The following is a 24,285-nucleotide window of genomic DNA, read 5'->3' on the forward strand; positions in this document are numbered from 1 at the left end:
TGGATTTTCCTGTTTCACTAGACATTTTTTTGGAAATAATTGCCGTTGAAGCTATTCCCAAAGCCGCAACAACACCGATAAAAAGCACTACCAAAGAAAAAACAAGAGCAGATCCGTGTTTTGTTTCTATTTTTTTCATAATATTTTTGTTTTTAGCAAGGTTATGCCATAATGATACCCCCCGCTGGCGCTTGCTGTCAAATTGAAATTAGCTTTCAATCTTGGAAATATTGCTAAAAGCTGAAAATTATAATACGCTTATAGGATGCTGAAAAATTATGAACAATTCATCAAGTTAGCCATAAAAAAACTGCCCAATGGCAGCAACGGTTTTCAACAGCTCAAAAAGGATATTTGCCGGAAAATTGGCGGGTTTCCTCCAACCAATGCCGACCTTCGAGATTGCTATGATAAAATATTAAAAACTAAAAAAATAAAGAGAAGTGAGAAGTTAGAAAAACTACTCAAGAGCCGAGGAGTTAGAACTGATTCCGGAGTAGCGGTTATTGCCGTGCTTACAAAATCCTATCCTTGTCCCGGAAAATGCCTGTATTGCCCGACAGAAAAAGATATGCCAAAAAGTTATCTTTCTAATGAGCCGGCGGTAATGCGCGCGATCAAAGTCGGCTTTGATCCCTACCGGCAAGTGCAAACCAGAATAAAATCTCTGGAACTTAATGGACATAATACCGACAAAATAGAATTGATTGTGATGGGAGGAACATTCTCCAGTCTGCCAATCAACTATCAGAAAAAATTTATTTGCGAATGTTTTCGAGCGTGCAATGAATACCCTGGAAGAATTATGAATCATGAATCACGAATTAAGAATTTGGATAAATTATTATTAAAAGAACAGAAGAAAAATGAGAAAGCGAAGCATCGGATTGTTGGATTGACCCTGGAAACCAGGCCCGACTATATTAATGAAAAGGAAATAGTAAATTTCCGAAATTTGGGATGCACTCGAGTAGAACTTGGGGTGCAGAGTATTTTTGACGATGTTCTTCTAAAAAATAAGCGCGGACATTCGGCAAAAGCCACTGTAGAGGCCTCTAAATTGCTGAAAGATGCCGGATTTAAGATAAACTATCACATTATGCCCGGACTTTACGGATCGAATCTTAAAAAAGATTATTTGATGTTTGAAGAATTATTCAGTAATCCTGACTTTCAACCGGATATGCTGAAAATTTATCCGACAGTCGTCACCGGAAACAGCGCTTTGTACAAAATATGGAAAAAAAGAGGATATAAACCGCTTACTGACAAAAAATTCCAAGAATTTATTTTAAAAGTAAAGAAAGAGATTATTCCTCCTTACGTTCGCATAGCTAGATTAGTTCGCGATATTCCGGGAACTTCGATTGTCGCCGGACCGACAATTTCGAACATTCGCCAGCTTATTGAAAAAGAATCTGTTTGCCAGTGCATACGCTGCCGGGAAGTACGGGCTAGCTATGAAATAAAAGAAAAAATACTATTAGACAGGATCGATTACGATGCCTCAGATGGCAAAGAAATATTTTTGCAATATATTTCTCCTCAGAGCAAAAAACTTTTTGCCCTCCTTCGGCTTCGGATTACAAGCACAGGTTTCGCCATTATCCGCGAAGTGCATACCTACGGAAAACTGGCTAAAATCAACAAAAGGGATAAATTCTCTCCCCAACACATCGGTCTTGGAAAAAAATTAATCCTTGAAGCGGAAAAAATCGCCAAAAAAGAATTCAGTTTGAATAAAATCGCGGTAATTTCCGGAGTGGGAGTAAGAAATTATTACCGAAAACTTGGATATGCGTTGAAAGATACTTATATGATTAAAAAATTATAAGCTTTGACAACCAAGCCCAATCTTGATAATTTTAAGACAACGAGGAGGACAGTAATCTTAACAATAGAAAATACTATTCCAAAAAAGGAGTGTGAGAGATGGATAAACTGACTATACTGAGTGGCAACGGAAACAGTGATTTGACACAAAGAATTTGCGCTTACCTTGGCGTAAAGATGTGCGATGCGAAAATCGGCAGATTTAAAGATGGTGAAGTTGAGGTAGACATCAGGGAATCGGTTAGAGGACAGGATGTATTTCTTATCCAACCGACCTGTCCTCCAGTCAACGAAAACCTAGTGGAACTACTCGTCTTGCTGGACGCTCTCAAGCGAGCTTCAGCAAGAAGGATCAATCTCGTCATGCCGTACTACGGTTATGCAAGACAGGATAGGAAAGTTGTGCCTCGGGCTCCCATCTCAGCCAAACTTGTTGCTGATATGATCCAAGTGGCAGGTGGAAACAAGCTAGAAAGATTGGTCGCTTCGGAATTGCACGCAGGACAAATCCAGGGTTTTTTTAACATACCCGTCGATCACCTCTACACAAAAGATGTCTTTTTGGATCACTTCAGCCAGTTTGATGGGAAGAGACTAGTCGTAATTTCCCCTGATGCAGGAGGCATCGACAGAGCCAGAGCATATGCCCAAAGACTCCACAATGCAGACATCGCCATCGTGGATAAGAGAAGAGAAGAGGCAAATGAGTCAAAAATCATGCATATCGTAGGCGACGTTAAGGACAAAATTGCTATCATCATTGACGATATGATCGATACTGCAGGAACAACCGTACAGGTAGCCGAAGCGGCAGAAAAATACGGAGCATTGGAAATCTATGCCGCTTGCACTCACGCGCTACTCTCAGACAATGCAGTAGAGAGGATTAACAATTCGCCCATTAAAGAGTTAATCGTCGCTAATACGATTCCTCTGGGCGAAAAAGAAAATGCGCTGCAAAGGCTTCGTGTGCTCGATACTTCCCACATTTTCGGAGACGCAATTGAAAAGATCCACGTCGAAAAATCTGTTAGTGCTCTTTTCTAATGATCGCTATTCTGAGGCAGGGAGCCCACGCGCACCCTGCCTCTCTTCATATACTTTTGACATTTTTTCCAGGCGAGATAGTATTAATAGATAAGTAAATTTTTAAAAAATATATGCAAAAAATAATCATCGCCTCAGGTCCGGTAATCGTGGAGAATAATAAAGTTTTACTGGATCAGCATGGGGATACGAACTTTTGGAAATTTTGCGGAGGAAGGGTTGAAAATGATTGGGGACTAATCGAAACAGCGCATAAAAGACCCAAAGAAGAGTTGGGAATTGATATTGAGATTTTAGACGAAAATCCTTTTATTTCATACGCCGTTAAGGAAAATCCGGAAGGAAAAATGGACGTAATTTTGGTTCACTTCCTCGCCAAGAGAATTGGAGAAATAAAACCCGGAAAAGACATACGAGAATGGAATTGGTTTGATCTTGACAATCTTCCGGAAAATCTCGGACCAAACATTATCCCCGCCTTAAAGCATTTTAATTTCATCAAATAATCGTTAGCGCTAAGACCCTTGACAGGGTCTTTTCTTTTCTGCGTCAAAAGAATATAATAAAGGATGTTATTAAAAAAACAACTATGAAAATTATCAACGAAATTATTAAACTGAAAACTGCAACTACTTTGGATTTTATTGACATTACCGACAAAATCCAGAAAAAAATAAAAGAAGCCGGAATTAAAAATGGAATAATCAATATCCAAAGCATGCACACGACTATGGCCGTTATTGTCAATGAAGCCGAACCGCTTCTGATTGAAGATATGAAAAAAATTCTGGAAAAATTAGCGCCGAGAACTTATCAATATATGCACGATAATTTTGAAATTCGAACTGTCAACATGTGCGACGGAGAATGCGCCAACGGACATGCGCATAACAAAGCTCTGCATCTCCCTACTTCTGCAATGATGAATATAATAAAAAACGGCCTTCAGCTCGGAACCTGGCAAAGAGTATTCGCCGTGGAACTGGACAGATCCCGTCCCCGCCAAATCGCGCTTCAGATTATTGGAGAATAGCTTATTTCCCCGCCAATTGTCCACAAGCCCCGGCGATTTCGGTCCCGAGGCTTTTTCTTATGGTCGCATTGATTTTATTTTGAAGAAGGTAATCTTTGAATTTCTCTATTTTATTTTTCGAAGATGATTTAAATTCTCCGAACGTTTCATTATATGAAATAAGATTAACGTGAAGAAGATAAGAGTTTCCAATCGACTTCAAATATTCCATCAATTTATCTGCGTCTTTGATTTCGTCATTCAGACCCTCAAACATAATATACTCGATAAAAACTTTCCTTTTGCTTTTTTTGAAATATTCCTGCAAATCTTTTTTGATATCTTCCAAATCATAGGATTTGTTCACCGGCATATATTGGCTGCGCATCTCATTATCCGCAAAGTGTAGCGAGATGGCTAGATTAACCTGCGGAAATTCAGCTAGATATTTTTCAATTCCTCCCTTGATTCCGACCGTAGAAATGGAAATGCTTCGCGAACCAAAATTAAATAATTTCGGATTAATCAAATCTTCCACACTTTTTTTCACTTCTTCCCAATTGAGAAATGGCTCCCCCATTCCCATATAAACGATGTTGGAAAAATTTCCATTAATTTTATTCTTTTTCAGATATTGTTTCCAAAACAGGATTTGATCGGTGATTTCTTCAGCTGTCAGATTTCTTTTGAATCCTCCTTTTCCGGTCGCGCAGAATTCGCATCTGAGCGAACATCCAACCTGCGAAGAGATACAAGCCGTCCAAGTATTTGGACGAGGCGAAAGTAAGACAGTTTCTATGTAATAAACGTTGTCATCCTGAGCCGCCTCGGCGAAGGATCCTGAACGATTATAATGAAAGCTTTTATTACCAATACTGGGATTCTTCGCGAGGCGCTCAGAATGACAATGAATTTTAAACAAAGCTTTCACCGATTTTCCATCTTTTGATTCTAAAACTTTCTCCACCTTAAAAGATAAAACATTCAACTTCTTATTCAACAATTCCCGTAAATCTTTCGAAATAGTGGAAATTTCCAAAAACGAATAAGCGCCATCCTCAAAGATAGCTTTCTTAATTTGCTCTAACCGAAATTTCGGCTGATTATTTTCTTTTAAGATTTTTTCTAGTTCATTCAAATCCATAATTTATTCCACCGTCACACTCTTCGCCAAATTTCTCGGTTTATCCACATCCAACCCTTTTTGCACTCCGACATAATAGGCAAAAAGTTGCAGTGGGATGACGGATAGCAATGGCGTTAGCATTTCAAGAGTTTTGGGAATATAGATTACATCGTCGGCTATTTTTTTAATAGCGTTATCTCCTTCTGTTGCAATAGCAATTATTTTTCCGCCTCGGGCTTTAATTTCTTGCATGCCGGAAATATTTTTTTCATATACGCTGTCTTTCGGAACAATGAAAATTGACGGAAAATTTTTATCAATCAGCGCAATCGGACCATGTTTCATTTCTCCGGACGGATAACCTTCTGCGTGAACATAAGCAATTTCTTTTATTTTTAGCGCGCCTTCCAGAGCAATCGGAAAATTATATTTCCTTCCTAAATATAAAAAATCTTGATATTTGGCATATTTTTTGGCAATTTTTTTGATATTTTTTGATTGTTTCAATATATTTTCAATCAGCCTTGGAATTTTTTTCATTTCCATCGCGATTCTTTTTCCAGTTACTAGCGACATATCGCGTTGCCGTCCCAAAAATAAAGTGAGGAGAGCCAGAATTGAAAGCTGGGAGGTAAATGCTTTAGTAGAAGCCACGCCAATTTCCGGACCAGCATGATTATATATTCCCGCGTCAGTTTCCCGGGCAATAGTTGATCCGACCGAATTTACAATCCCCAGCACCATCGCTCCTTTGTTCTTTGCTTCCCGAATTGCTGCCAGAGTATCGGCGGTTTCTCCCGACTGAGAAATCGCAATTACCGCGGTTTTTTCGTCGAGAAGAGTTTTGCGATAACGGAATTCGGATGCATATTCAACTTCCACCGAGATCCCTGCATATTCTTCCAGCATATATTCTCCAACAAGTCCTGCATGATACGATGTTCCGCAGCTAACTATTATTATCCTTTCGATTTCCCGAATTTTTTCTGAAACATCCCGAAGTCCGCCAAGCTTCACCATTCCTTCTTCAGCAATAATCCTTCCTCGAACTGCATCAGAAATAGCGTCAGGCTGCTGAAAAATTTCCTTAAGCATAAAATGATCAAACCCCTGCTTCTCTGCTTTTTCAACTGACCAATCCAATTTGGCAATATTTTTTTTCAGCAACTTATTTTTAAGATTGATGACCTCGTAATTTTCCGGTTCAATAATCGCCACTTCTCCGTCCTCCAAAAAAATTACTTGATTGGTATGGCGGACAATCGCCGAAACATCGGAAGCGACAACATATTCCTTTTCTCCAAGCCCCAATATCAATGGGCTTCCCAATTTCGCCGCAATAATTTTATTCGGTTCTTTTTTATTTATTATCGCAAGTCCATATGTTCCCTTAATCATTTTCAAAGTTTCCAAAACAGAACTTTTAAAATCCATTTTTTTGTTAAATTCTTCAATAAGATGGGCAATGGCCTCCGTGTCAGTTTCTGAAGAGAATTTGTGGCCTTTTTTAATAAGCTGTTCTTTCAGCTCCTGATAATTTTCCACAATGCCATTGTGGACTAAAAAAATATTTCCTTCACAATCCGAGTGCGGATGGGAATTTTTATCGCATGGTTTTCCGTGCGTTGCCCAGCGAGTATGCGCAATCCCCAATACTCCTTCAAAACTATTTCCATTAATTTTATTTTCGAGCTCTGACACTTTTCCCACAGCTTTAAGAGTTGTTATCTTTTTATCTTCAAAAACAGAAAGGCCGGCGCTATCATAGCCTCGATATTCAAGGCGTTTTAGCCCTTCTATCAAAATCGGAACTGCTTTTTGTTTTCCAATGTAACCGATAATTCCGCACATAGTCTCGATGTCATTCCGAGCGAGCGATAGCGAGTCGAGGAATCTAATTAGATCTTTCGACTCCGTATCGCGGCGATACTTCGCTCAAGATGACATAATTTATAAAATTCAAAAAATTATTATTATTCGGATTTAGTTTTACATAAAAGAGAAGACTATCATTAATATTAGCGCAACAATCATCGCCAATACCCCCAGCCAGCCGAAAAAACTTACCCAATGAGGATTAGTTTCTTCACCCATTATTTTTTTGTCATTTCCCACAATCATAATTGTGATAAGAAGCGGAACCGCAATCACGCCATTAATGAAAGCGGAATAATACAAAGCCTTGATTGGATTGATTCCCAAACAGCTTATCGCCAAGCCGAATAATATTGAAAAAGCAATCACCAGATAGAATCCCTTGGCCTTGGAAAATTTTAATTCTAATCCTTTATGCCATTTCATCACTTCCGAAAGCGCATAGGCTCCCGATCCGGCCAGAATCGGAACAGCCAAAAGCCCAGTTCCGATTATTCCCAGAGCGAATAATAAATACGCAGCATTTCCAGCAAAAGGTTCTAGCGCCAAAGCCGCCTGCTCAGCCGAACCGATATCGGTTATTCCATTTTTGAAAAGCACCTGCGCCGTTGTTAGAACGATAAAGAAAAACGCCACATTAGCAAAAATCATTCCTGTTTTCACATCAGTCCGCATTCTTCTTATCCTCCCATGCATCAGCCTATTTCGAAGAGTGGCCTTAATAAGTTTCCCCTCTTCCACTTCTTCTGAAGCCTGCCAAAAAAATAAATAAGGCGTAATTGAAGTTCCAAAAACCGCCACCACAGCAAAAATGTATTCTTTATTGAATTGTATCTGCGGGGTAATAATATCTTTCCAGATGAGAGTCCAGCTAGGATGAATTATTATTCCGGTAATAACATAGGCAAACAGCGACAAGGCCAGCCATTTCAAAACCTTCACATATAAATGATATTGGACAAAAATCTCGACCAGAATAATAAAGAATGCAAATAGGATTAGTCCTGCATAAAAATTTATTTTTGTCAGCATCGAAAGCGATGCCGCCATTGCACCCAGATCCGCTCCTATATTCACCACATTAGCAATAATCAAAAGTCCGACAATCGTTATTACGGTTTTTTGGGAATAATGTCTTCTAATGACTCCGGCCAGCCCTTTGTTGGTCACTACGCCGATACGCGCGCAGGCTTCCTGCACTGCCAGCATTATCGGCAAGAGCCAAGCCGCCATCCAAATAATGGCAAAACCAAATTTTGCCCCGACTGAAGAATAGGTTCCAATTCCCGAAGGATCATCATCGGAAGCTCCTGTGATAAGACCCGGGCCCAAAGCTCGCAAAAAAATTCTGGCTCTCTTATACGGATGCCTAATAATTTCCTTGGCTTTCAAAACTTCCGATTCAGCAATTCGCAGTGTTCCGTCAATCGCCTTGATTGCTCCCACTTCTCCCCAAATAATCAGTTTTTTGGCAATAATTAAAGGCACTCCGACTTCTTCGTGAAATTCTCCGATTGTATATAATTTTTCTTTTTTATTTTCCATTTTTTCTTTGCATTTCCGAAATTTAAACAGAGACGGGTTCTATTATCTCTAATATTTCGTTGAAACTTCTAACTTCAAAATCACAATAATTTGTTATTTCATCATCATATCTTCCCTCAGGTATTTTCAGAAGAAAAGTCACCATCCCCGGATATGATTTTTTTATGTCTTTTAAAAATTTTTCGCGATCATCTATGAAAATCAATCCTTCTCCCTTTTTTACTTTTTTGTTTTTCAATATTTTTTTTATTTCAACCGCTTTTGAAAAATCAACAACCGAAATCTTTTTAAAATATTTTGCAATCCCGGAATTATTTATTTTTTCCTTCTGAAATTTCCTGTCTCCGAAAGAAACGACATACAAGTCTTCGTTTTTTACCTCATCTAGAAATTCTATTCCGTCACTGAATATGTATTCCGATGTATCGCTAATAAGTTTTGCGAATTCTTTTTCTATTTTTCCTGTTTCAAATCCCTGAGCTTTTATTCTTTCGATTTGTTTGTAGGGATTATATTTTCTGACTATCTTCTCTCCCTTTTTAACTTCAAAATATCTGTAATATTTTTTAAATGTTTCTTCTGAAACTCCATTCTTTTCGAAAATGCTTCTGATGTCAGCAACGAATTGCTTAGTATTAAATAAAACATCGTCAAAATCAATAAAAATTATCATATGGCTGGTTTTGAAAATTCATAGTTATTTTATTATTTTCATCAAAGCTTTGGCCAATTTTTCACCGTCATGGCGGATAAAAGATCGGCTATCAGCAATAACGTCTTTCTTTATTTCTTTTATTTTCTTATTATCCAAAATATTGGCTAAAACGATTCTATAATCCCTATCTTTTTTATTTTTATTTAAAATCACCACGGATCCGGCTCCTTCTTTTTTTTCATATTTCTTTACTAATTTATCAGGCATTTTTTCTTTATTAAAAACAACAAAATCTATCTTCTTTTTTCCGATGTGATCATTTAATATTTTCACATATTTATCCAGATCAAATCCTTCATTTTGCCCTTTTTTATTTGTAAGATTGCAGTTCAAGATTATTTTGGATTTTGATTTTTCCACAGCTTCACCGATACCCTCCACCATAAAATTAGGCAGAATTGAACCGTAAAGATCTCCCGGACCGATTATAATGAAATCGGCTTTTTTTATCCTATCAATAGCTTTTTTGCAAGCTTTTGCTTTAGGTTTCAGAAAGATTTCTTTAATCCCAAACTTTCTTATTTCCTCATTGTGATCTAAATTATTTTCTCCAACAATAACCTTGCCGTTATTGATTTTTATATGGAGGCGCATATTTCCTTCGCTCACTGGAATAACTTCTCCTTTTATGTTTAAAATTTTTATGGCTTCCTCAACGCCTTTGGAAAAACTTTTATTCATTTTTTCCAGAGCCGAAAGAAAAAGATTCCCAAAACTGTGGCCACAAAGTCCCCCGTTTTCGAACCGATAATTCATAAGGTTTCTCAGCATTTCAGATGAATCGCAAAGAGCCACTAAACATTGACGAACATCTCCCGGAGGCAAAACCCCTAATTCATCCCGAAGCACTCCGGCTGAACCACCATCGTCCGCCATCGAAACAATCGCTGAAATATTCACCGGATATTTTTTAAGACCAGAGAGAAGCACAAAGCTTCCCGTCCCACCTCCAATAGTGACAATATTTTTCTTTCGCATACGAAAACTTATTTCAGAAACTTACGTGATATCCTTTCGGCCAATGTTAAATCTTCCGGACAAGTGATCTGATGCCAAGCCGAAGCTTTCACTACTTTTATTCTATGCTCTTTGGCCATTGATGCCATAGTTTGTGGAAGCCCATATTCGAAATCGCCCGGTTTTTTGGGAACTAATTTATATTTGAAAAAATCTTTATTTAAAACATATACCGCAGTGTTAGCCAATCGGTATTTTCTTGTTTTATGCGGTGCTTCTATGACTTCAACCATATCCCCGTTTTTATCAACCCTAATAACCCCAAACTGCCCGGGATTTTCGACTTCATAACCCAAAACCGCCAAGTCATATTTTATTAATTTTTCCAGATCTTTTTTGCCGTATAAATCATCACCCATCAGAACCAAAAATTTTCCCTTTATCAAATCTTTTGTCCTATAAACAGCCCCTCCTGTTCCGTTAAGTTTTTTCTGAACTACATATTTTATTTTTTTGTTCTTAAATTTACTGCCAAAATACTTCTTTATCATGTCACCATGATAGCCGATGACGAAAATTATTTCATCTATCTCGTCCGGCAAGATATCGAGCTTGTACTCAAGTATCGGCTTGCCACCAACCTCAAGCATTGTTTTATTATTATTTTCGGTAAGATGGTTCATCCTAGTTCCTTTCCCTGCGGCTAATATCACTGCTTGCATAAATTTAGATTACAATATTAATTAACTTTCCCTTTACGAAAATTACCTTTTTTATTTCTTTGTTACCAATAAAATTTTTGATCTTTTCGCTTTCCATTGCTAACTTTTTTACTTCACCCTCAGAAATATCCGCCGGAACTTTTATCCTATCTCTGAGTTTTCCGTTTATTTGGATAACCAATTCTATTTCCTCATCTTTAATTAATTCCAGGTCATACTCCGGCCATTTTTCTTTAAATATGCTTTCTTCATGTCCCAACTTTTCCCAAAGTTCCTCGGAGAGAGCTGGTAAAAATATAGAAACAATAATTAAGAATTTTTCCCAGATTCCCACTGAAATTTTTTCACATCCATAAAAAACATTTGTCATTTCCATCAGTTTTGCAATCGAAGTATTATATTTCTGATTCTCCATATCATCTGCCACAGCTTTTACTGTTTTGTATAATTTCCTGATCAAATTTTCATCATCCTTATAATCTTGAGATGCGCGGACATTTAAATTAAAAACTCTTTCCGCCCAATGCCTAGCGCCCATAATTCCTTCATCACTGAAACTCCTATCTTCGCTTAGCGGACCAAGAAATAATAGATAAATTTTAAGTGCGTCGTAACCGATTTTTTCTCCATATTCTTCAGGATTAACGACATTCCCCTTGGACTTGGACATTTTTTTTCCGTCTTTCAAAATCATCCCGTTAGCCCTGAACCTCTTAAACGGATTGTCAAAATCAGTAAGTCCCAAATCGTGAAAAAACATCGTAATAAAACGAGTGTACATAAGATGCAGAACCGCGTGTTCATTGCCTCCGATATAAATATCAACCGGTAGCCATTTTTTACCCATTTTTTTATCAAAAATCTCTTTGTTATTTTCAGAAGAAATATAGCGGAAAAAATACCAGGCTGAATCTAGAAAATTATCCATCACATCGGCTTCACGTTCAGCTAATCCTCCGCAAATCGGACAGTTTGTTTTGACAAAACTTTCGACATTAGCCAGCGGCCCCTTTCCATTTCCTGCCGGCTCCCATCCTTCTTTCAAATCGGGAAGTTCTACCGGTAAATCTTTTTCTGGAATTGCAACCGTTCCGCATTTCGCACAGTAGACTACTGGAATCGGCGGACCCCAGTAACGCTGCCTGGAAATGCACCAATCTCTCAATTTATAATTTATTTCTTTTTTGCCTGTTTGATTTTCTTCCATCCATTTAGTGATTTCCTCCCGTGCTTTTTCGGAAGTTAAATTATTGTATTTTTCTGAATTTATTAAAACCCCATCATCCGTAAAAGAAGCATAACATCCCTTCCAATCTAATTGTTCTTTTTTGACTCCTGTGCTGAAGCCATAATCATAAGCTTCTTTGTGTTCTTTTTCAGTTTTCCAACTAAATCTTTTATTCTTATCACCATTATGAAATAATATCTTTTTAATTTTTCCTTCACTGTGAATGTACCATAATTTTCCAACAAAATTATTTTCAGCTAGATCGAAGACTTTATCAACTTCTTCTGTATAAATTAATGACAGACTTTCCCAGCTGTTTGTTCCATCTAAAACAGTAGTAAACTTTCTGACTTGTTTATAAAATTCATCATTCAATGAACTTTTTATAGTAACGACAAAGCTTTTATTTGATTCTATAACTTTTTTAATCGGCAAATCATATTTTTTCGCAAATTCGAAATCTCTTTCGTCATGTGCCGGCACCGCCATTACTGCTCCGGTTCCATAACCCGACAATACATAATCCGCCACCCAAACCGGAACTTTTTCTCCGTTGATAGGATTAATCGCATATGCTCCTGTGAAAACTCCGGTTTTCTCTTTGCTTTCTTTTCTTTCCAATTCCGGTTTCTTGACAGCTGATTCGATATATTTTTTAACCGCTTCTTTTTGCTCGGGAGTCGTGATTTTCAAAACTAATTCATGCTCAGGAGACAAAACGCAATAAGTGCACCCGAAAAGCGTATCCGCTCTGGTTGTAAAAACTTCAAATTCTAAATCGCTTTTATCTATTTTAAATTTTATACGAGCTCCTTCTGATTTTCCGATCCAATTTTTCTGCGCGCTTTTGGTAATCTCTGACCAATCCATATCATCTAATCCTGACAATAAGCGCTGCGCATATTCCGTAATCTTGAAAAACCATTGTTTCATCTTTCTTTTCTCGACCACAGCCTTGCATCTTTCGCAAAGCCCATCTGCCTCGATTTGTTCATCCGCCAAAACTGTTTTGCAATCCGGACACCAGTTTACCAAAGCTTCTTTTTGATAAGCCAGTCCTTTTTCAAAAAGTTTCGCGAAAATCCATTGGGTCCATCTATAATATTCCGGCGAAGTAGTATTAACTTCTCTTGTCCAATCACAGCTAAGTCCGGCTGATTGGATCTGAACGCGAAAATTATTTATCGTCCTTTCAAGCATCTTGCTTGGAGTCTCGCCGATTTTCAGAGCATAATTCTCGCTATGGATACCAAATGCATCCCAGCCAATCGGTTCAAAAACATCAAAACCGCGAAGCTTCTTGTACTTTGCCATTACATCGACAGAAGTAAAGGCATAGAAATTGCCAATATGTAAACCTTCCGCACTTGGATACGGAAACATGAATAAAGCATAATATGGATTTTTTGCACCCAACAAATCTGGCGTAAATGTTCTTTCGTCTATCCACTTCTTCGCCCACTTTTCCTCAATTTTCTTCGGATTGTATTTTTCCATTTTGATATTAAAATAGCCCGAATACAGGCTTTTTATAAAGTCACGATTACCTTAAAAGTATAGCAACAAAAAAAGAACCTCGCAATAACCTGCCATTATTATTCTACCGGCGCCCTTTCCTTTATCTGAGAAATGTTATATAGTTAAAAATCAGTCAGGGTTAATTTTTATTACCTACAATTTTATGCTTATTGACGATATAACAATCAAAACATTTTCCGGAAAAGGAGGCGACGGGAAAGCCGCATTCAACAAGACCAAAATGAGTTTAGGGCCTACTGGAGGAAGCGGCGGAAAAGGCGGAAGCGTTTACGCGGAAGGAATATCCGATCTCAGCCGACTAAATCAATTTCGCTTCAAAAAAGAGTTTGGAGCCGAAAATGGAAAAAATGGAAATCCGCAATTCAGGGATGGAGCGGATGGAAAAGATCTTATTTTAAAAGTTCCAGTTGGAACAGTCATCCACAACCTCACAACTAAAGAAAACATTGAAATCACAAAAGTTGGCGAGATTGTCTTAATTGCCGTTGGAGGAAGAGGCGGGAAAGGAAATTTCCTATTCCGTTCGTCCAGAAACACCAGCCCAAAGCAATTTCAGCTGGGAAAACCAGGAAGCGAGCACGAACTTCATCTTGAGCTGAAACTTATTGCCGACGTTGGATTTGTCGGACTTCCTAATATTGGAAAGACTAGTTTGCTTAATGCGCTCACCAACACAAAAAGCAAAGTAGCCAATTACCTTTTCACAACTTTAGAACCGAATTTAGGAACATATTATGAATTAATCCTAGCCGATATTCCCGGACTCATTGAAGGCGCTTCGGATGGAAAGGGACTGGGAATAAAATTTTTGAAGCACATTGAAAGAACTAAAATTATTTTCCATTTTCTTTCCGCTGAAAGCGAAGATCCGATCAAGGATTACCAATTAATAAAAAAAGAACTCAACTCCTACAATCCCAACCTCCTCAAAAAACCGGAATATGTCTTCCTAAGCAAAAGCGATACGATTTCAGAGGCGGAAATTGACAAAAAACTTTCTGAAATCAAGAAAATAAGCCCCGGAGTTATCGCCATATCTCTATATGACGAAAAAAGCATCGACCGCGTTAAATCTTTGCTAAACAAAATTATAGAAGATAAAATCTTTAAAAAGAAAGAGGATTAAAAAATCAGGACTTATGCGTTTGACTATGACAATTCGCTTCTCGGAGGCACGATCACAAAATAGTCCGTCATCGCGCCGTAGCAAGCGGATTGGAAGAGGCAACCGCATAAGCCATAATAATTTATATCTTATTCTGATTTTTAAAAGCTTCCAGAACATTATTTAAAAGACACGCCACTGTCACCGGACCGACTCCTCCCGGAACCGGAGTCAGAAATCCGGCTATTTTTTTTGCCGATTCAAAATCCACATCCCCGAAAACTTTTCCGTTTTTTTTCGATATTCCCCCGTCAATCACGATTGCTCCGCTTTTTATTGTCTCGCCTTTAATAATGCCTTTCGATCCGATTGCGGTTATCAAAATATCCGCTTTTTTTATTTTACTCGAATTTTTCAAAACATCCTTTTTCAAGATGTATTCTCCTTTTATCTTTTTTCTCTCAAGCGCTTTAAGCATCATTTCTCCGAATAATTTTGAGTTGGCAACCACAACCGCCTTTTTCCTTTCAAATTTTTTCTTCGAACTTTCAATGGCTTCCATTATTGCCTGAGGAAATACCGGGAAGAATCTTTCTTTGCCCTTCAAAAATAATTTTATATTCTCCGGATGAAATCCATCAACATCTTTTTCCGGATTAATAGTATTGATTATTTTTTGCGTATTGAATTTTCCGGGAAGCGGAAGCTGGACGATAATGCCGTTAGTTTCAGAATCAGCATTAAGTTTCTTGATTAAATCAATAACCAAGCCCTGGCTGGCATCATTATTAAATTTATAAAGCTTAAACCCAATGCCCGCTATTTTTGCCTTTTTTTCTTTAAGACTCACGTAAATCTCGGAGGCTTCATTTTCTCCGATCATAATAACCGCCAAAAAAGGCTTTTTTTTAGCCTTCTTTACTTTTTTCGTTAAATCTAAAAGTATTTTTTCAGATATTTTTTTGCCGTTCAATAATTTCATACAGATAAATATTATTTGTATCTTAAAGCGTCCAACGGGTCAATCTTACTGGCGCGCCTGGCAGGAATAATTCCTGTCGCAAAACCGACAAACGCAGCAAAAATAACAATGAGCCCCATAAACCAAGCGGGACTATAGAACAAACTTACTGCCTGCCCTCCCATACGAGTTGCAACCACATTGACTATTCCATTGAAAACAAGCCCTTCCACCAGCCCCACGACAATTCCGCCTAGTCCTCCAAGGAAACCCATTATCGTTGATTCCATAATAAACATCATAGAAACTGAAAAGTTTGAGGCTCCAATTGACTTCATTATTCCCAATTCATTTGTTCTCTCTAAAAGAGCAATGGTCATAGTATTAAACATTCCGATTGCGCTCACCACTAAAGCGATTACTCCGAAACACATAAGTACGATCTGCACCACTCTAAACACTTTATTGGCCTGATCAACCGTATCAGAAAGAGATGAAACGGAAAATCCCTTTTCAACTATTGCATCGCGGACAATATTCATTTTCCCATCCGAAGAGCATCTGACTTTCGCTCCGTCATAACTCTCTACTTCTATTTCGCTTAAAGAATCGGAGTGAATATAAACAACATTTTCATCGCTTTCAACAATTCCTATTATAACATACCTTTTATTTAGAACTGGGATTTGCGCTTTTTCAGCTTCCGCATCGGATTCATTCCTGGGAATAAAAGAGGAAAAAATAATTTCTTTTCCAATTATAGAATCAGCATCGCTTCCAAAAAGCTGGACTACGGAAGAAGCAACTACTATCCCTTCCTTATTGTCATCGCTAAGCGGATCTCCCTTTATAATTTTATATCCTCCCAAGCGAAGAAATGAAGGTTGCGTCCCTATCACAACTAAATCCGCCGACAAATCATTCATTTGCCCTCTTGATGACAAGCTGAATGATTTGCTCACCTCCGCTACTCCATCCATACTTTCAATTTCACTGATTGCCTCCCGATTCAAATCTAACTCCGATGACTTGTTTTTTGCAATATCCAAAGTGAGCAACGAATCAGAAGTTGTTATTTTTTCCAGAAGAGTCCTCTGCAGTCCGTACCCCAAAGAAACCAGAAATAAAATAGCAGCGATCCCCACGCTCATTCCTAAAATAGTAAGCAGCGTTCGAGAAGTTCTCGCCTTGAACATTCTAGTTGAAAGTTTTAGAAGATCGAAAAATTTCATTTATTTAATTTAAATAACCTAATAACATAATTATTTCTATTTCTCTCGCTATCCTTTCGGAAGTATTTTTATAAATTCCTAATCCTCCCATAATCCTGGAAAGATCTATTATTTTTTTCATTCCAATAAAATCAATTTTATTTTCAATTCTATCTTTAAGTATAAGAGCAAAGCGCTTTTTCATTTCCGGATCAAAATTCAAATCAAAGAAATCAATAATATATTCGGAAAGAATTTCCGGGGATTTTTCCGGATCATTCCTTACAAAATCCGCCTGCTTAACAATTTCCCTCGCTCTTTGAGCAAAAGACCTTGCCCTTCTTTTGTCCCAGTTGGCTCCTCCGTCTGATTCATTTTTGTCCAGTCCATCTGCCAAAGATTTCTCATCGATATTTTTATAGAGAAACTCGACAAGCAATCTGTCAGCTTTTCCTAATTGTTCCTCCGTAAGCTCAGAAATGATATGGGAAAGTAATTGGCGAGATTTATATGGGATAAGAAGAGTTCCGACTTGCTGGGGAGTAAGACTTTTAAAAGCTCTCATTAAAATTCGAAGCTCTGGAGATATGTTTTTAGCCATATCGGTCATATCTTTCTCGGCTGCTTCAGGAGGCCTCTTCTCCGTATTAATCTCTTCATTAATAATTTTTCCATCCCGCATTGTTATTATGCGATCTCCATAATGCAAATGTTCTGCATTGTGCGTTACCAGTATTATGGTTTTTTTATCAACTTCGTTCAGTTCCTTGATTATTTTCATCACATTCAATGACGATTCACTGTCCAAATTTCCAACCGGTTCGTCGGCCAATATTATTTTCGGATTATTGATAAGCGACCTGGCAATAGCTACTCTTTGTTTTTGTCCTCCGGATAGCTGATTGGGAAATTTATGAGCTTGTTCGGCAATTCCGAATCTTTGAAGAAGCCTCATCGCCTCTCCCTTTCGCTCTTTTAAAGAAGCCCCTTTAAATGTCATCGGAAGACAGATGTTATCAATAACGCTTAAAGATTCAATAAGATAGAAAGCCTGGAAAATCATTCCGATAACATCTTGGTGGACTTCAAGCTTGTCTTGCATTTTCATTTTTGAAAGCGGTTTTCCGTTGATGCTTATTTCTCCCGAAGTTGGAATCTGAAGTCCCGCAATTGAATACATCAAAGTTGATTTCCCGCAACCCGAAGGCCCATGAACAATAAGATATTCTTGAGGAAAAATTTCAAGATTAACACCGTCAAGGGAGCGGACTTCGTTCGATTTCCCTTGATTATAAATAACCTTTAACTGCTCGGCCTTGATTATTGAGTTTTCCATATTACTTTCAAAAGAAAGCTGCGACCATTTTTTATTTTATAATTATAACATACCGTATTAATTTTTCATATAATTTGCTGTTTGGAATCTAAAAATATTTTTTTAATTTCCTCCCCATTTTTTGCTTTCATTAAATTTTCCCGTATCTCCTTCGCGCCTTCAAATCCGGAAATATAACATTTAAAATATTTTCTAAAATTCCCGAATTTTCTTATATTTTTATAATGTTTTTCAAATAAGATTGCATGTTTAACTAGCATCTTTAGCTTATCGTCTTTCGAAATTTCTTTTTTATTTTTATCAAATATCCAGGAATTGTTCAATATTTCCCTGCCGATCATTATCCCATCCGCCCCTGATTTTTCCGCTTTCATCCTTCCTTCTTCCATATTTTTCACATCTCCGTTTCCTATTATGATAATTCCGCTGCCCCTCATGATCCTTACTGCTTCGGAAATATTTTTCCAATCGGAAGTTCCTCCATATTTCTGTTTGGCAGTTCTTCCGTGAAGGCATATCGCAGACGGTTTTTCCCTGGCCAATTCCATAATCCAATCGTTCATTTCATCGCTCTTATAAAATCCGACTCTGGTTTTTACCGATACCGGAATCCGCCGGCTGGCAGACTGGGCGCCTCTTTTTGTTGCTCTGATAATTTCCCGCGCTAGCTTTGGATTTTTAATTAACTGGGCCCCTGCGCCTTGCTTCAAAACATCTTTGTCGGGACAGCCCATATTGATATCGATCCCGTCGAAACCAAGCTTGGCCATAATTTTTGCCGACTCAAAAAACTTCTCCGGATCTTTCCCGAAAAGCTGAATCACAATCGGTTTTTCTTTTTCGGTAAAATTGATATTGGGAGTGGAAAGCAAATTATTTTTTCCCACGCTGCATAATCCGTCAACAGAAACGAACCAGGTATAAAAAACATCCGGCTTTCCGCATTCGGAAACAATTTGCCGAAAAGGAGAATCGGTAATATCCAGCATCGGCGCCAAAGCGAAAAACGGCTTTGGCAATTTTTTCCAAAAATTATCATTCATAAAAACAGCCTATCAAAATTAACCAAAAAAGAAAAGTAATGTACAATTTGCATTTTTACGGTTAACGAAAAAATCGACAGTTTAATGCCGACTTTTAATACAATAAAACGCTAGCGCCTTTAATATATTTCTTAGTTAATTTATTTAATTCTTTTATCAATATTAAGCTGATAATAGAAGTCCGCAGAATCTACTATATTTCTGGCAGCTTTCAGAGAAAACCAAGCCACAAAAACACTCAGCGCCATAACTATTATTAAAGCCAAGCCTCCCGAAATATTTCTACTTAAATCAAATTTGTAATTACGCATAAAAAATATCACGATTAATTTTAAGTATACCATAAAAAATTCAAATCAAAAAAAGACGGCCTTTGCCATCTTTATTTTTTTATTTCGGACCCTTGAGCATAATGCTGTATCCCTTGGCATCATAAACACATCCCGGTTTGGGCCATTCATCCGGATCGGGACAGCAATCTTCATCCATATGCTTTCCTTTGGTGTCGCTTTTGGACGGATGTCCGTAATTTGATTCAGGGCAAGATAGCTTTACAACCTTAGGCTTCAAATTAACCAATCTGGATCTATCCTCTCTTTCCTTTGCTTGCGCTATCTCCTTAACTTTTTCTTCATCATCTTTTCCGCAAAGATCAGAAGATCTTTTTTGATCTTTATCTTCCTCGCACAACTCTCCAGGAGTTTTTAACTTATATTCATTAGCAGCTTTCATATCCGCTTTTTTTTCATTCGATTCATTTTTTTCAACATCAACAACTTCCTTGGCTGTTTCTTTCGTCTCAATAGTTTCCTTGGTCTGGGCATTGGTAATTCCGGAATCATCGGAGCGCGCAATAGGAATAGCGCTTCTGTCTCCCAGCCAAATTGCAGACACAATTATAAAAACGACTACCGAGAAAACTTTTAATTCTTCGCTAAAAGAATCTCTGACTTTGAAATTATTAATAAATTTCAAGATGCTTTCATATTCTTTTTCTTTGTTTTTTATCTTTTTTATTTCCTTTGCAAAAAAATTTTCTAACGCTTTCAAAAAAACATCCATATCCAAGAATAATAAATTACAGAAATTTTGTTCTTTTTTTGTTGCTTTATCGCTCATATTTCTTAACCAAACCATTACTTAATATTTTACCTTATTAAAGCAAAAAAATAAACAGGTTTCTACCCGTTTAATTTAATTATAGCACAAAAAAATGCCTTTGTCCAGTAAAAATTAATTAAAAGTTAATTGAAACACACATACAGGCATGGATCAATCCAGTCTGATTTTGTGTATAATAGTTTGGTTAATTTTTAATTTCAAATTTTTAATTTACTCGTATCTTAGCGCTTCAATCGGACTGAGATTCGCCGCACGACGAGCCGGATAAAATCCAAACACAATTCCCACCCCGGCTGAAACTCCGAAAGCCAAGAGAACCGATGATAAAGTAACTTGCGTTTTAAGACTGCTGACAAAACTTGAAATAACAATCGATGTAATCCAGCCGAGTAAAACTCCAACTGCTCCGCCAAAAAAAGTCAGCATTACTGCTTCGGCCAAAAATTGCAAATTTATGTAAACTTTTTTTATGCCAACTGCTTTTCGAAGGCCTATTTCCCTGGTTCTTTCGGTAACGGTTGTCAGCATCATGTTCATAATTCCAATTCCTCCAACCAAAAGAGAGATTCCCGCAATCGATGCCAAAAGTATTGTGAACGTGCTTGTGATGCTCGATGCAGTGGCAATAATATCCGCCTGATTCATAGTACTGAAATCAGCTTCTGCAGGATCGCTAATTTTGTGCCGCTTCAAAAGGAGATCCGTAATGTCATTTTGAACCGTAGTCATAGTAGTTTGATCCTGAGCGGCTATGCTGATATTGCTAACATAGGTATCGCCTGACAAGAAATGCTGAGCAGATGTTATGGGGACATACACATAATCATCCGGATTGCTAAAACCGGAACCTCCTTTTAACTCCGTTACGCCAATAATTTGAAAATCAACTTTTCCAATGCGAATAGTTTGTCCGACCGGATCAACGCCCGCGCCAAATAAATCGTCTCTCGTGGTAGGACCCAAAATTGCTACTTTAGCCGAAGATTTTATTTGTTGCTCGGTAATAAAAGCGCCTAAATCTATTTTTACATTCCTCACATCAAGATAAGCCGGAACCGTTCCCACCACCTGAGTATTGGTATTATTTCCTTTGGCTGTGATTTGATAACGCTTTGAAACTTCCGGAGCCACTCCCTTTATGCTTTGTACTTCAGTTTCGATAGCGGTGGCATCTTCCATCGTCAAAGTTTGAGCGCTTCCCCTTCCTCCGCTTACCGCTCCTCCTTGCGAAGATCCCGGCATAACAATAATAAGATTAGAACCGATAGCTTCAATACTGCTTGAAATGGAATTTTTAGCGCCCTGCCCGATTGATATCATAGCAATAACCGAAGCGATTCCAATGACAATGCCCAAAATAGTGAGCCCTGATCTCACCTTGTTCCCCATCAGCGAACGAATTGTTTCTTTAAATAAATCAGCAAACATTAAATAATTTACAATTTTCAATTTACAGTTTTCAATGAATTTTTCAATTTTCAATTTGATAATTTTCAAACATTGGAAATTGAGTCATTGTAAATTTATTGTAAATTGATCATTGATCATTGAAAATCTAAACAACGTGATCATTGGGAACATTCTTCTCATCTTTTTCAATCGCTCCGTCTCGAATATGGATTATCCTATTAGCGCAATCAGCTACATCCATTTCATGAGTTATTAAAATTATAGTGTGCCCTTTCCTGTTCAGTTCTTTTAACGCCTCCATAATAATATGGCTGGTTTTTGTATCCAAATTGCCTGTCGGCTCATCGGCCAATATGATTGAAGGATTGTTTATGAGCGACCTGGCGATAGCTACTCTTTGCATTTGTCCTCCGGATAATTGATTGGAGAGATTCATAAACTTGCTCTCTTCCATCCCCGCATATTTCAGACATTCTTTTGCTCTGCTGATTCGTTCTTCTTTGGTTGTCCCTGTATACAAAAGCGGGAGCATGACATTCTGGAGAACGGAGGTCCTTGGCAACAAATTGAAAGACTGGAAAACAAATCCTATTTTATTTCTGCGAAGATCGGAAAGCTCATCGTCGTTTAGCTGCGAAACTTCATTCCCGTCTAAAAAATATTCACCGCTAGTCGGAGTATCGAGAGCCCCCAGAATATGCATCAGCGTTGATTTCCCCGATCCCGATGGTCCAATTATGGAAACGAATTCTCCTTCATTAATATGAAAAGAAACATCATTAAGAGCAATCGTCTCAACATCTCCGTTTCTATAAATTTTAGTAAGGTTTTTACAAGAAATCATAATAATTTAGTGTCCGAATCCGCCAAGTCCTCCTCTGTTCGATGAAGTAGAAGCTGTCGCCGAAGACGAACCTGAAGTAATTGTTTGAGTAACAATATTGTCTCCTGCGCTTATGCCGCTAACGATTTCCGTTTCTGTGTTATTGGAAGATCCGACTTTGACTGTTTTGTTTTCCGGCGATCCATTAACCAGCGCTTGAACATAGGAACTTCCATTTTTAGTTTTCACTGCGCTGCTGGAAACTATAACAACATTCTGTTTAACGTCAGTTATGATTGAAGCCGAAACACTCATTTCCGGTTTAATTCTTGGGTCAAGAGTATCAAAGCCAATTGTGACATTAAACGTAACAACTCCTGAAGTCAGAGTTCCCAATGAATCCATTTTTTCCACTTTTCCGGATTCGGAAAGACCTTCAATGGCACTGAATGTCAGCATCACTTTTTGGCCAATGACAACATTGGGAATATCAACTTCATTCACTTGAACTTGAGCTTTAAGTGTTCCCAAATCTCCAATAATTATTGGGATTTGCCGGGAGCTTCCCGAAGAAAGCTTGCTTAAGTCATCTCCGTTTTTAATATTAATTGCATTTACCGTACCTGAAATCGGAGCCGTTACTCTGCTATCGGCATAATTTGATTTTTCATTTTGATAGCTCTGCGCTGCATATTTTATATTTTCCTCGGCCACCGTTACTGAAATTTCTGCCGCTTCGAGTTTTTTCTTAAGTGAAGATTTGGTGCTTGAACTGGCATCATCATAATTAGTTTTAGCATCTTTTTTGCTCGCTTTAGCTGTTTCAAGAGATGCCAGCGATTGCAAATATGAAGAATGAGCCTTGGTAACATTTGCGCTCAAATCATCGTTTTTTATGTTGAACAAAAATTGTCCTTTTTCCACTTTTTCCCCGACGGATACCGAAAGATTGGCCACTGTTCCGGTAATAGTCGGGTCGACATTAGCGCTATTGTCTACAATCACATTTCCCGATCCGGAAACGGAAGTAGTTAATGTTCCTTTTTCCGCAACTGCCGTTTTGTATTGCACGGCAGTGCTTCCCGATTTTGATTTGCTGTACCAATAGTATCCCCCGGCTATCAGCACAATAATTATCACAATAGAAACGTACTTATGTTTCTTAAATATGCCTATCATTTTATTGTTGATCATTATTCTGATTATTATTTGTATTTTTATCGAAGACTCTGATTAGGTCAGCATTAACAACTCCGCTGTCTCCCGGTTTTCCAATCACCACTATTTCTTCGTCATTCTTGAGATCTCCGATTTTAACGGTATCCCGTCCGAGGTTAATTATAGTTTTATCACTTACTGAAATAGTGTTTTCTTTTCCATCTCTGTCTTTTATAATTAGGCTGTTTTCCGAAATGGAAATTATTGTTCCAGCCACGCCATGCCCATTTCTCATTCCTCGTCCTTCAAACTCAGGAGGGAACGGCATCATCCCCATCGGACCAACGTGTTTTGATCCCATAAAATTCCTCTCGTAATTCTCTCCGAATTGAAATGAGAATTTGGCTTTGTGAAATCCGACTGCCGCTCCCATTGCAAAACTGACCAGAGCAATAATGAAAATTCCCACGATTGCCGATGCGACTATAAACTTTTTTGACTTTAATATTTTTTCCAT

Annotated in this window: 22 protein-coding genes; 5 read left to right on the forward strand and 17 right to left on the reverse strand. The window is 37.9% G+C overall.

Annotated elements, in window-relative coordinates:
* The first annotated feature begins 265 nt into the window (after positions 1-265).
* The 4 genes from WC906_01965 (at position 266) to WC906_01980 (ending at position 3,913) form a co-directional block, all read left to right on the forward strand.
* Positions 266-1,834 (forward strand): tRNA uridine(34) 5-carboxymethylaminomethyl modification radical SAM/GNAT enzyme Elp3, encoded by a 1,569-nt coding sequence (locus WC906_01965; protein MFA5777179.1) that lies wholly within the window; start codon positions 266-268, stop codon positions 1,832-1,834.
* Positions 1,835-1,932: 98 nt separating this feature from the next.
* Complete coding sequence (locus tag WC906_01970; protein MFA5777180.1) at positions 1,933-2,880, forward strand: ribose-phosphate pyrophosphokinase; 948 nt, start codon at positions 1,933-1,935, stop codon at positions 2,878-2,880.
* Between the two features lie 113 nt (positions 2,881-2,993).
* The gene (locus tag WC906_01975; GenBank protein ID MFA5777181.1) at positions 2,994-3,386 is read left to right on the forward strand and encodes an NUDIX domain-containing protein; all 393 of its coding nucleotides are present in this window, start codon (positions 2,994-2,996) and stop codon (positions 3,384-3,386) included.
* An 83-nt stretch (positions 3,387-3,469) separates the two neighbouring features.
* Positions 3,470-3,913 carry a secondary thiamine-phosphate synthase enzyme YjbQ gene (locus WC906_01980; protein ID MFA5777182.1) on the forward strand — a complete coding sequence of 148 codons (444 nt, stop codon included), beginning with the start codon at positions 3,470-3,472 and terminating at the stop codon, positions 3,911-3,913.
* Position 3,914: 1 nt separating this feature from the next.
* On the opposite strand, the gene rlmN is transcribed toward WC906_01980, so the two are convergent.
* The 7 genes from rlmN to WC906_02015 form a co-directional block, all read right to left on the reverse strand.
* Positions 3,915-5,036 (reverse strand): 23S rRNA (adenine(2503)-C(2))-methyltransferase RlmN, encoded by a 1,122-nt coding sequence (rlmN, locus tag WC906_01985; GenBank protein MFA5777183.1) that lies wholly within the window; start codon positions 5,034-5,036, stop codon positions 3,915-3,917.
* A gap of 3 nt (positions 5,037-5,039) precedes the next feature.
* Positions 5,040-6,869: a glutamine--fructose-6-phosphate transaminase (isomerizing) gene (gene glmS / locus WC906_01990; protein ID MFA5777184.1), complete on the reverse strand. Its 1,830-nt coding sequence runs from the start codon at positions 6,867-6,869 to the stop codon at positions 5,040-5,042.
* A 138-nt stretch (positions 6,870-7,007) separates the two neighbouring features.
* Positions 7,008-8,438, reverse strand: coding sequence for a divalent metal cation transporter (locus WC906_01995; protein ID MFA5777185.1), 1,431 nt, complete (start codon positions 8,436-8,438; stop codon positions 7,008-7,010).
* A 22-nt stretch (positions 8,439-8,460) separates the two neighbouring features.
* Positions 8,461-9,111, reverse strand: a complete 651-nt coding sequence (locus tag WC906_02000; GenBank protein ID MFA5777186.1) for an HAD hydrolase-like protein — start codon at positions 9,109-9,111, stop codon at positions 8,461-8,463.
* A gap of 24 nt (positions 9,112-9,135) precedes the next feature.
* Positions 9,136-10,131, reverse strand: a complete 996-nt coding sequence (locus tag WC906_02005; GenBank protein MFA5777187.1) for a gluconeogenesis factor YvcK family protein — start codon at positions 10,129-10,131, stop codon at positions 9,136-9,138.
* Positions 10,132-10,139: 8 nt separating this feature from the next.
* Positions 10,140-10,832, reverse strand: a complete 693-nt coding sequence (locus WC906_02010; protein MFA5777188.1) for a sugar phosphate nucleotidyltransferase — start codon at positions 10,830-10,832, stop codon at positions 10,140-10,142.
* A 4-nt stretch (positions 10,833-10,836) separates the two neighbouring features.
* Entirely contained in the window at positions 10,837-13,557 is a 2,721-nt protein-coding gene (locus WC906_02015; GenBank protein ID MFA5777189.1) for a class I tRNA ligase family protein, read from the reverse strand.
* A gap of 184 nt (positions 13,558-13,741) precedes the next feature.
* Between WC906_02015 and obgE the strand changes: the two genes are divergently transcribed.
* Positions 13,742-14,725 carry a GTPase ObgE gene (gene obgE, locus WC906_02020; GenBank protein ID MFA5777190.1) on the forward strand — a complete coding sequence of 328 codons (984 nt, stop codon included), beginning with the start codon at positions 13,742-13,744 and terminating at the stop codon, positions 14,723-14,725.
* A 121-nt stretch (positions 14,726-14,846) separates the two neighbouring features.
* Here obgE and WC906_02025 read toward each other — a convergent pair whose 3' ends face one another.
* From WC906_02025 to WC906_02070, 10 genes are all read right to left on the reverse strand, one after another.
* Complete coding sequence (locus WC906_02025) at positions 14,847-15,686, reverse strand: bifunctional 5,10-methylenetetrahydrofolate dehydrogenase/5,10-methenyltetrahydrofolate cyclohydrolase (GenBank protein MFA5777191.1); 840 nt, start codon at positions 15,684-15,686, stop codon at positions 14,847-14,849.
* 11 nt (positions 15,687-15,697) lie between these two features.
* Positions 15,698-16,897: an ABC transporter permease gene (locus tag WC906_02030; GenBank protein MFA5777192.1), complete on the reverse strand. Its 1,200-nt coding sequence runs from the start codon at positions 16,895-16,897 to the stop codon at positions 15,698-15,700.
* Between the two features lie 4 nt (positions 16,898-16,901).
* Positions 16,902-18,212: an ABC transporter ATP-binding protein gene (locus WC906_02035; GenBank protein MFA5777193.1), complete on the reverse strand. Its 1,311-nt coding sequence runs from the start codon at positions 18,210-18,212 to the stop codon at positions 16,902-16,904.
* 65 nt (positions 18,213-18,277) lie between these two features.
* Positions 18,278-19,255, reverse strand: coding sequence for a tRNA-dihydrouridine synthase (locus WC906_02040; protein MFA5777194.1), 978 nt, complete (start codon positions 19,253-19,255; stop codon positions 18,278-18,280).
* 140 nt (positions 19,256-19,395) lie between these two features.
* Complete coding sequence (locus WC906_02045; protein MFA5777195.1) at positions 19,396-19,566, reverse strand: hypothetical protein; 171 nt, start codon at positions 19,564-19,566, stop codon at positions 19,396-19,398.
* A gap of 79 nt (positions 19,567-19,645) precedes the next feature.
* Positions 19,646-20,374, reverse strand: a complete 729-nt coding sequence (locus WC906_02050) for a hypothetical protein (GenBank protein ID MFA5777196.1) — start codon at positions 20,372-20,374, stop codon at positions 19,646-19,648.
* A 213-nt stretch (positions 20,375-20,587) separates the two neighbouring features.
* Positions 20,588-21,826 (reverse strand): ABC transporter permease, encoded by a 1,239-nt coding sequence (locus WC906_02055; GenBank protein ID MFA5777197.1) that lies wholly within the window; start codon positions 21,824-21,826, stop codon positions 20,588-20,590.
* 106 nt (positions 21,827-21,932) lie between these two features.
* Positions 21,933-22,631 carry an ABC transporter ATP-binding protein gene (locus tag WC906_02060; GenBank protein MFA5777198.1) on the reverse strand — a complete coding sequence of 233 codons (699 nt, stop codon included), beginning with the start codon at positions 22,629-22,631 and terminating at the stop codon, positions 21,933-21,935.
* 6 nt (positions 22,632-22,637) lie between these two features.
* Positions 22,638-23,804, reverse strand: coding sequence for an efflux RND transporter periplasmic adaptor subunit (locus WC906_02065; protein ID MFA5777199.1), 1,167 nt, complete (start codon positions 23,802-23,804; stop codon positions 22,638-22,640).
* Positions 23,791-24,285, reverse strand: coding sequence for a hypothetical protein (locus tag WC906_02070; GenBank protein MFA5777200.1), 495 nt, complete (start codon positions 24,283-24,285; stop codon positions 23,791-23,793). Before WC906_02070 ends, WC906_02065 begins: the two co-directional genes overlap by 14 nt.

The sequence above is a fragment of the Parcubacteria group bacterium genome, assembly GCA_041657845.1.
Lineage (GTDB): Bacteria > Patescibacteriota > Minisyncoccia > Moranbacterales > JAKLHP01 > JAKLHP01.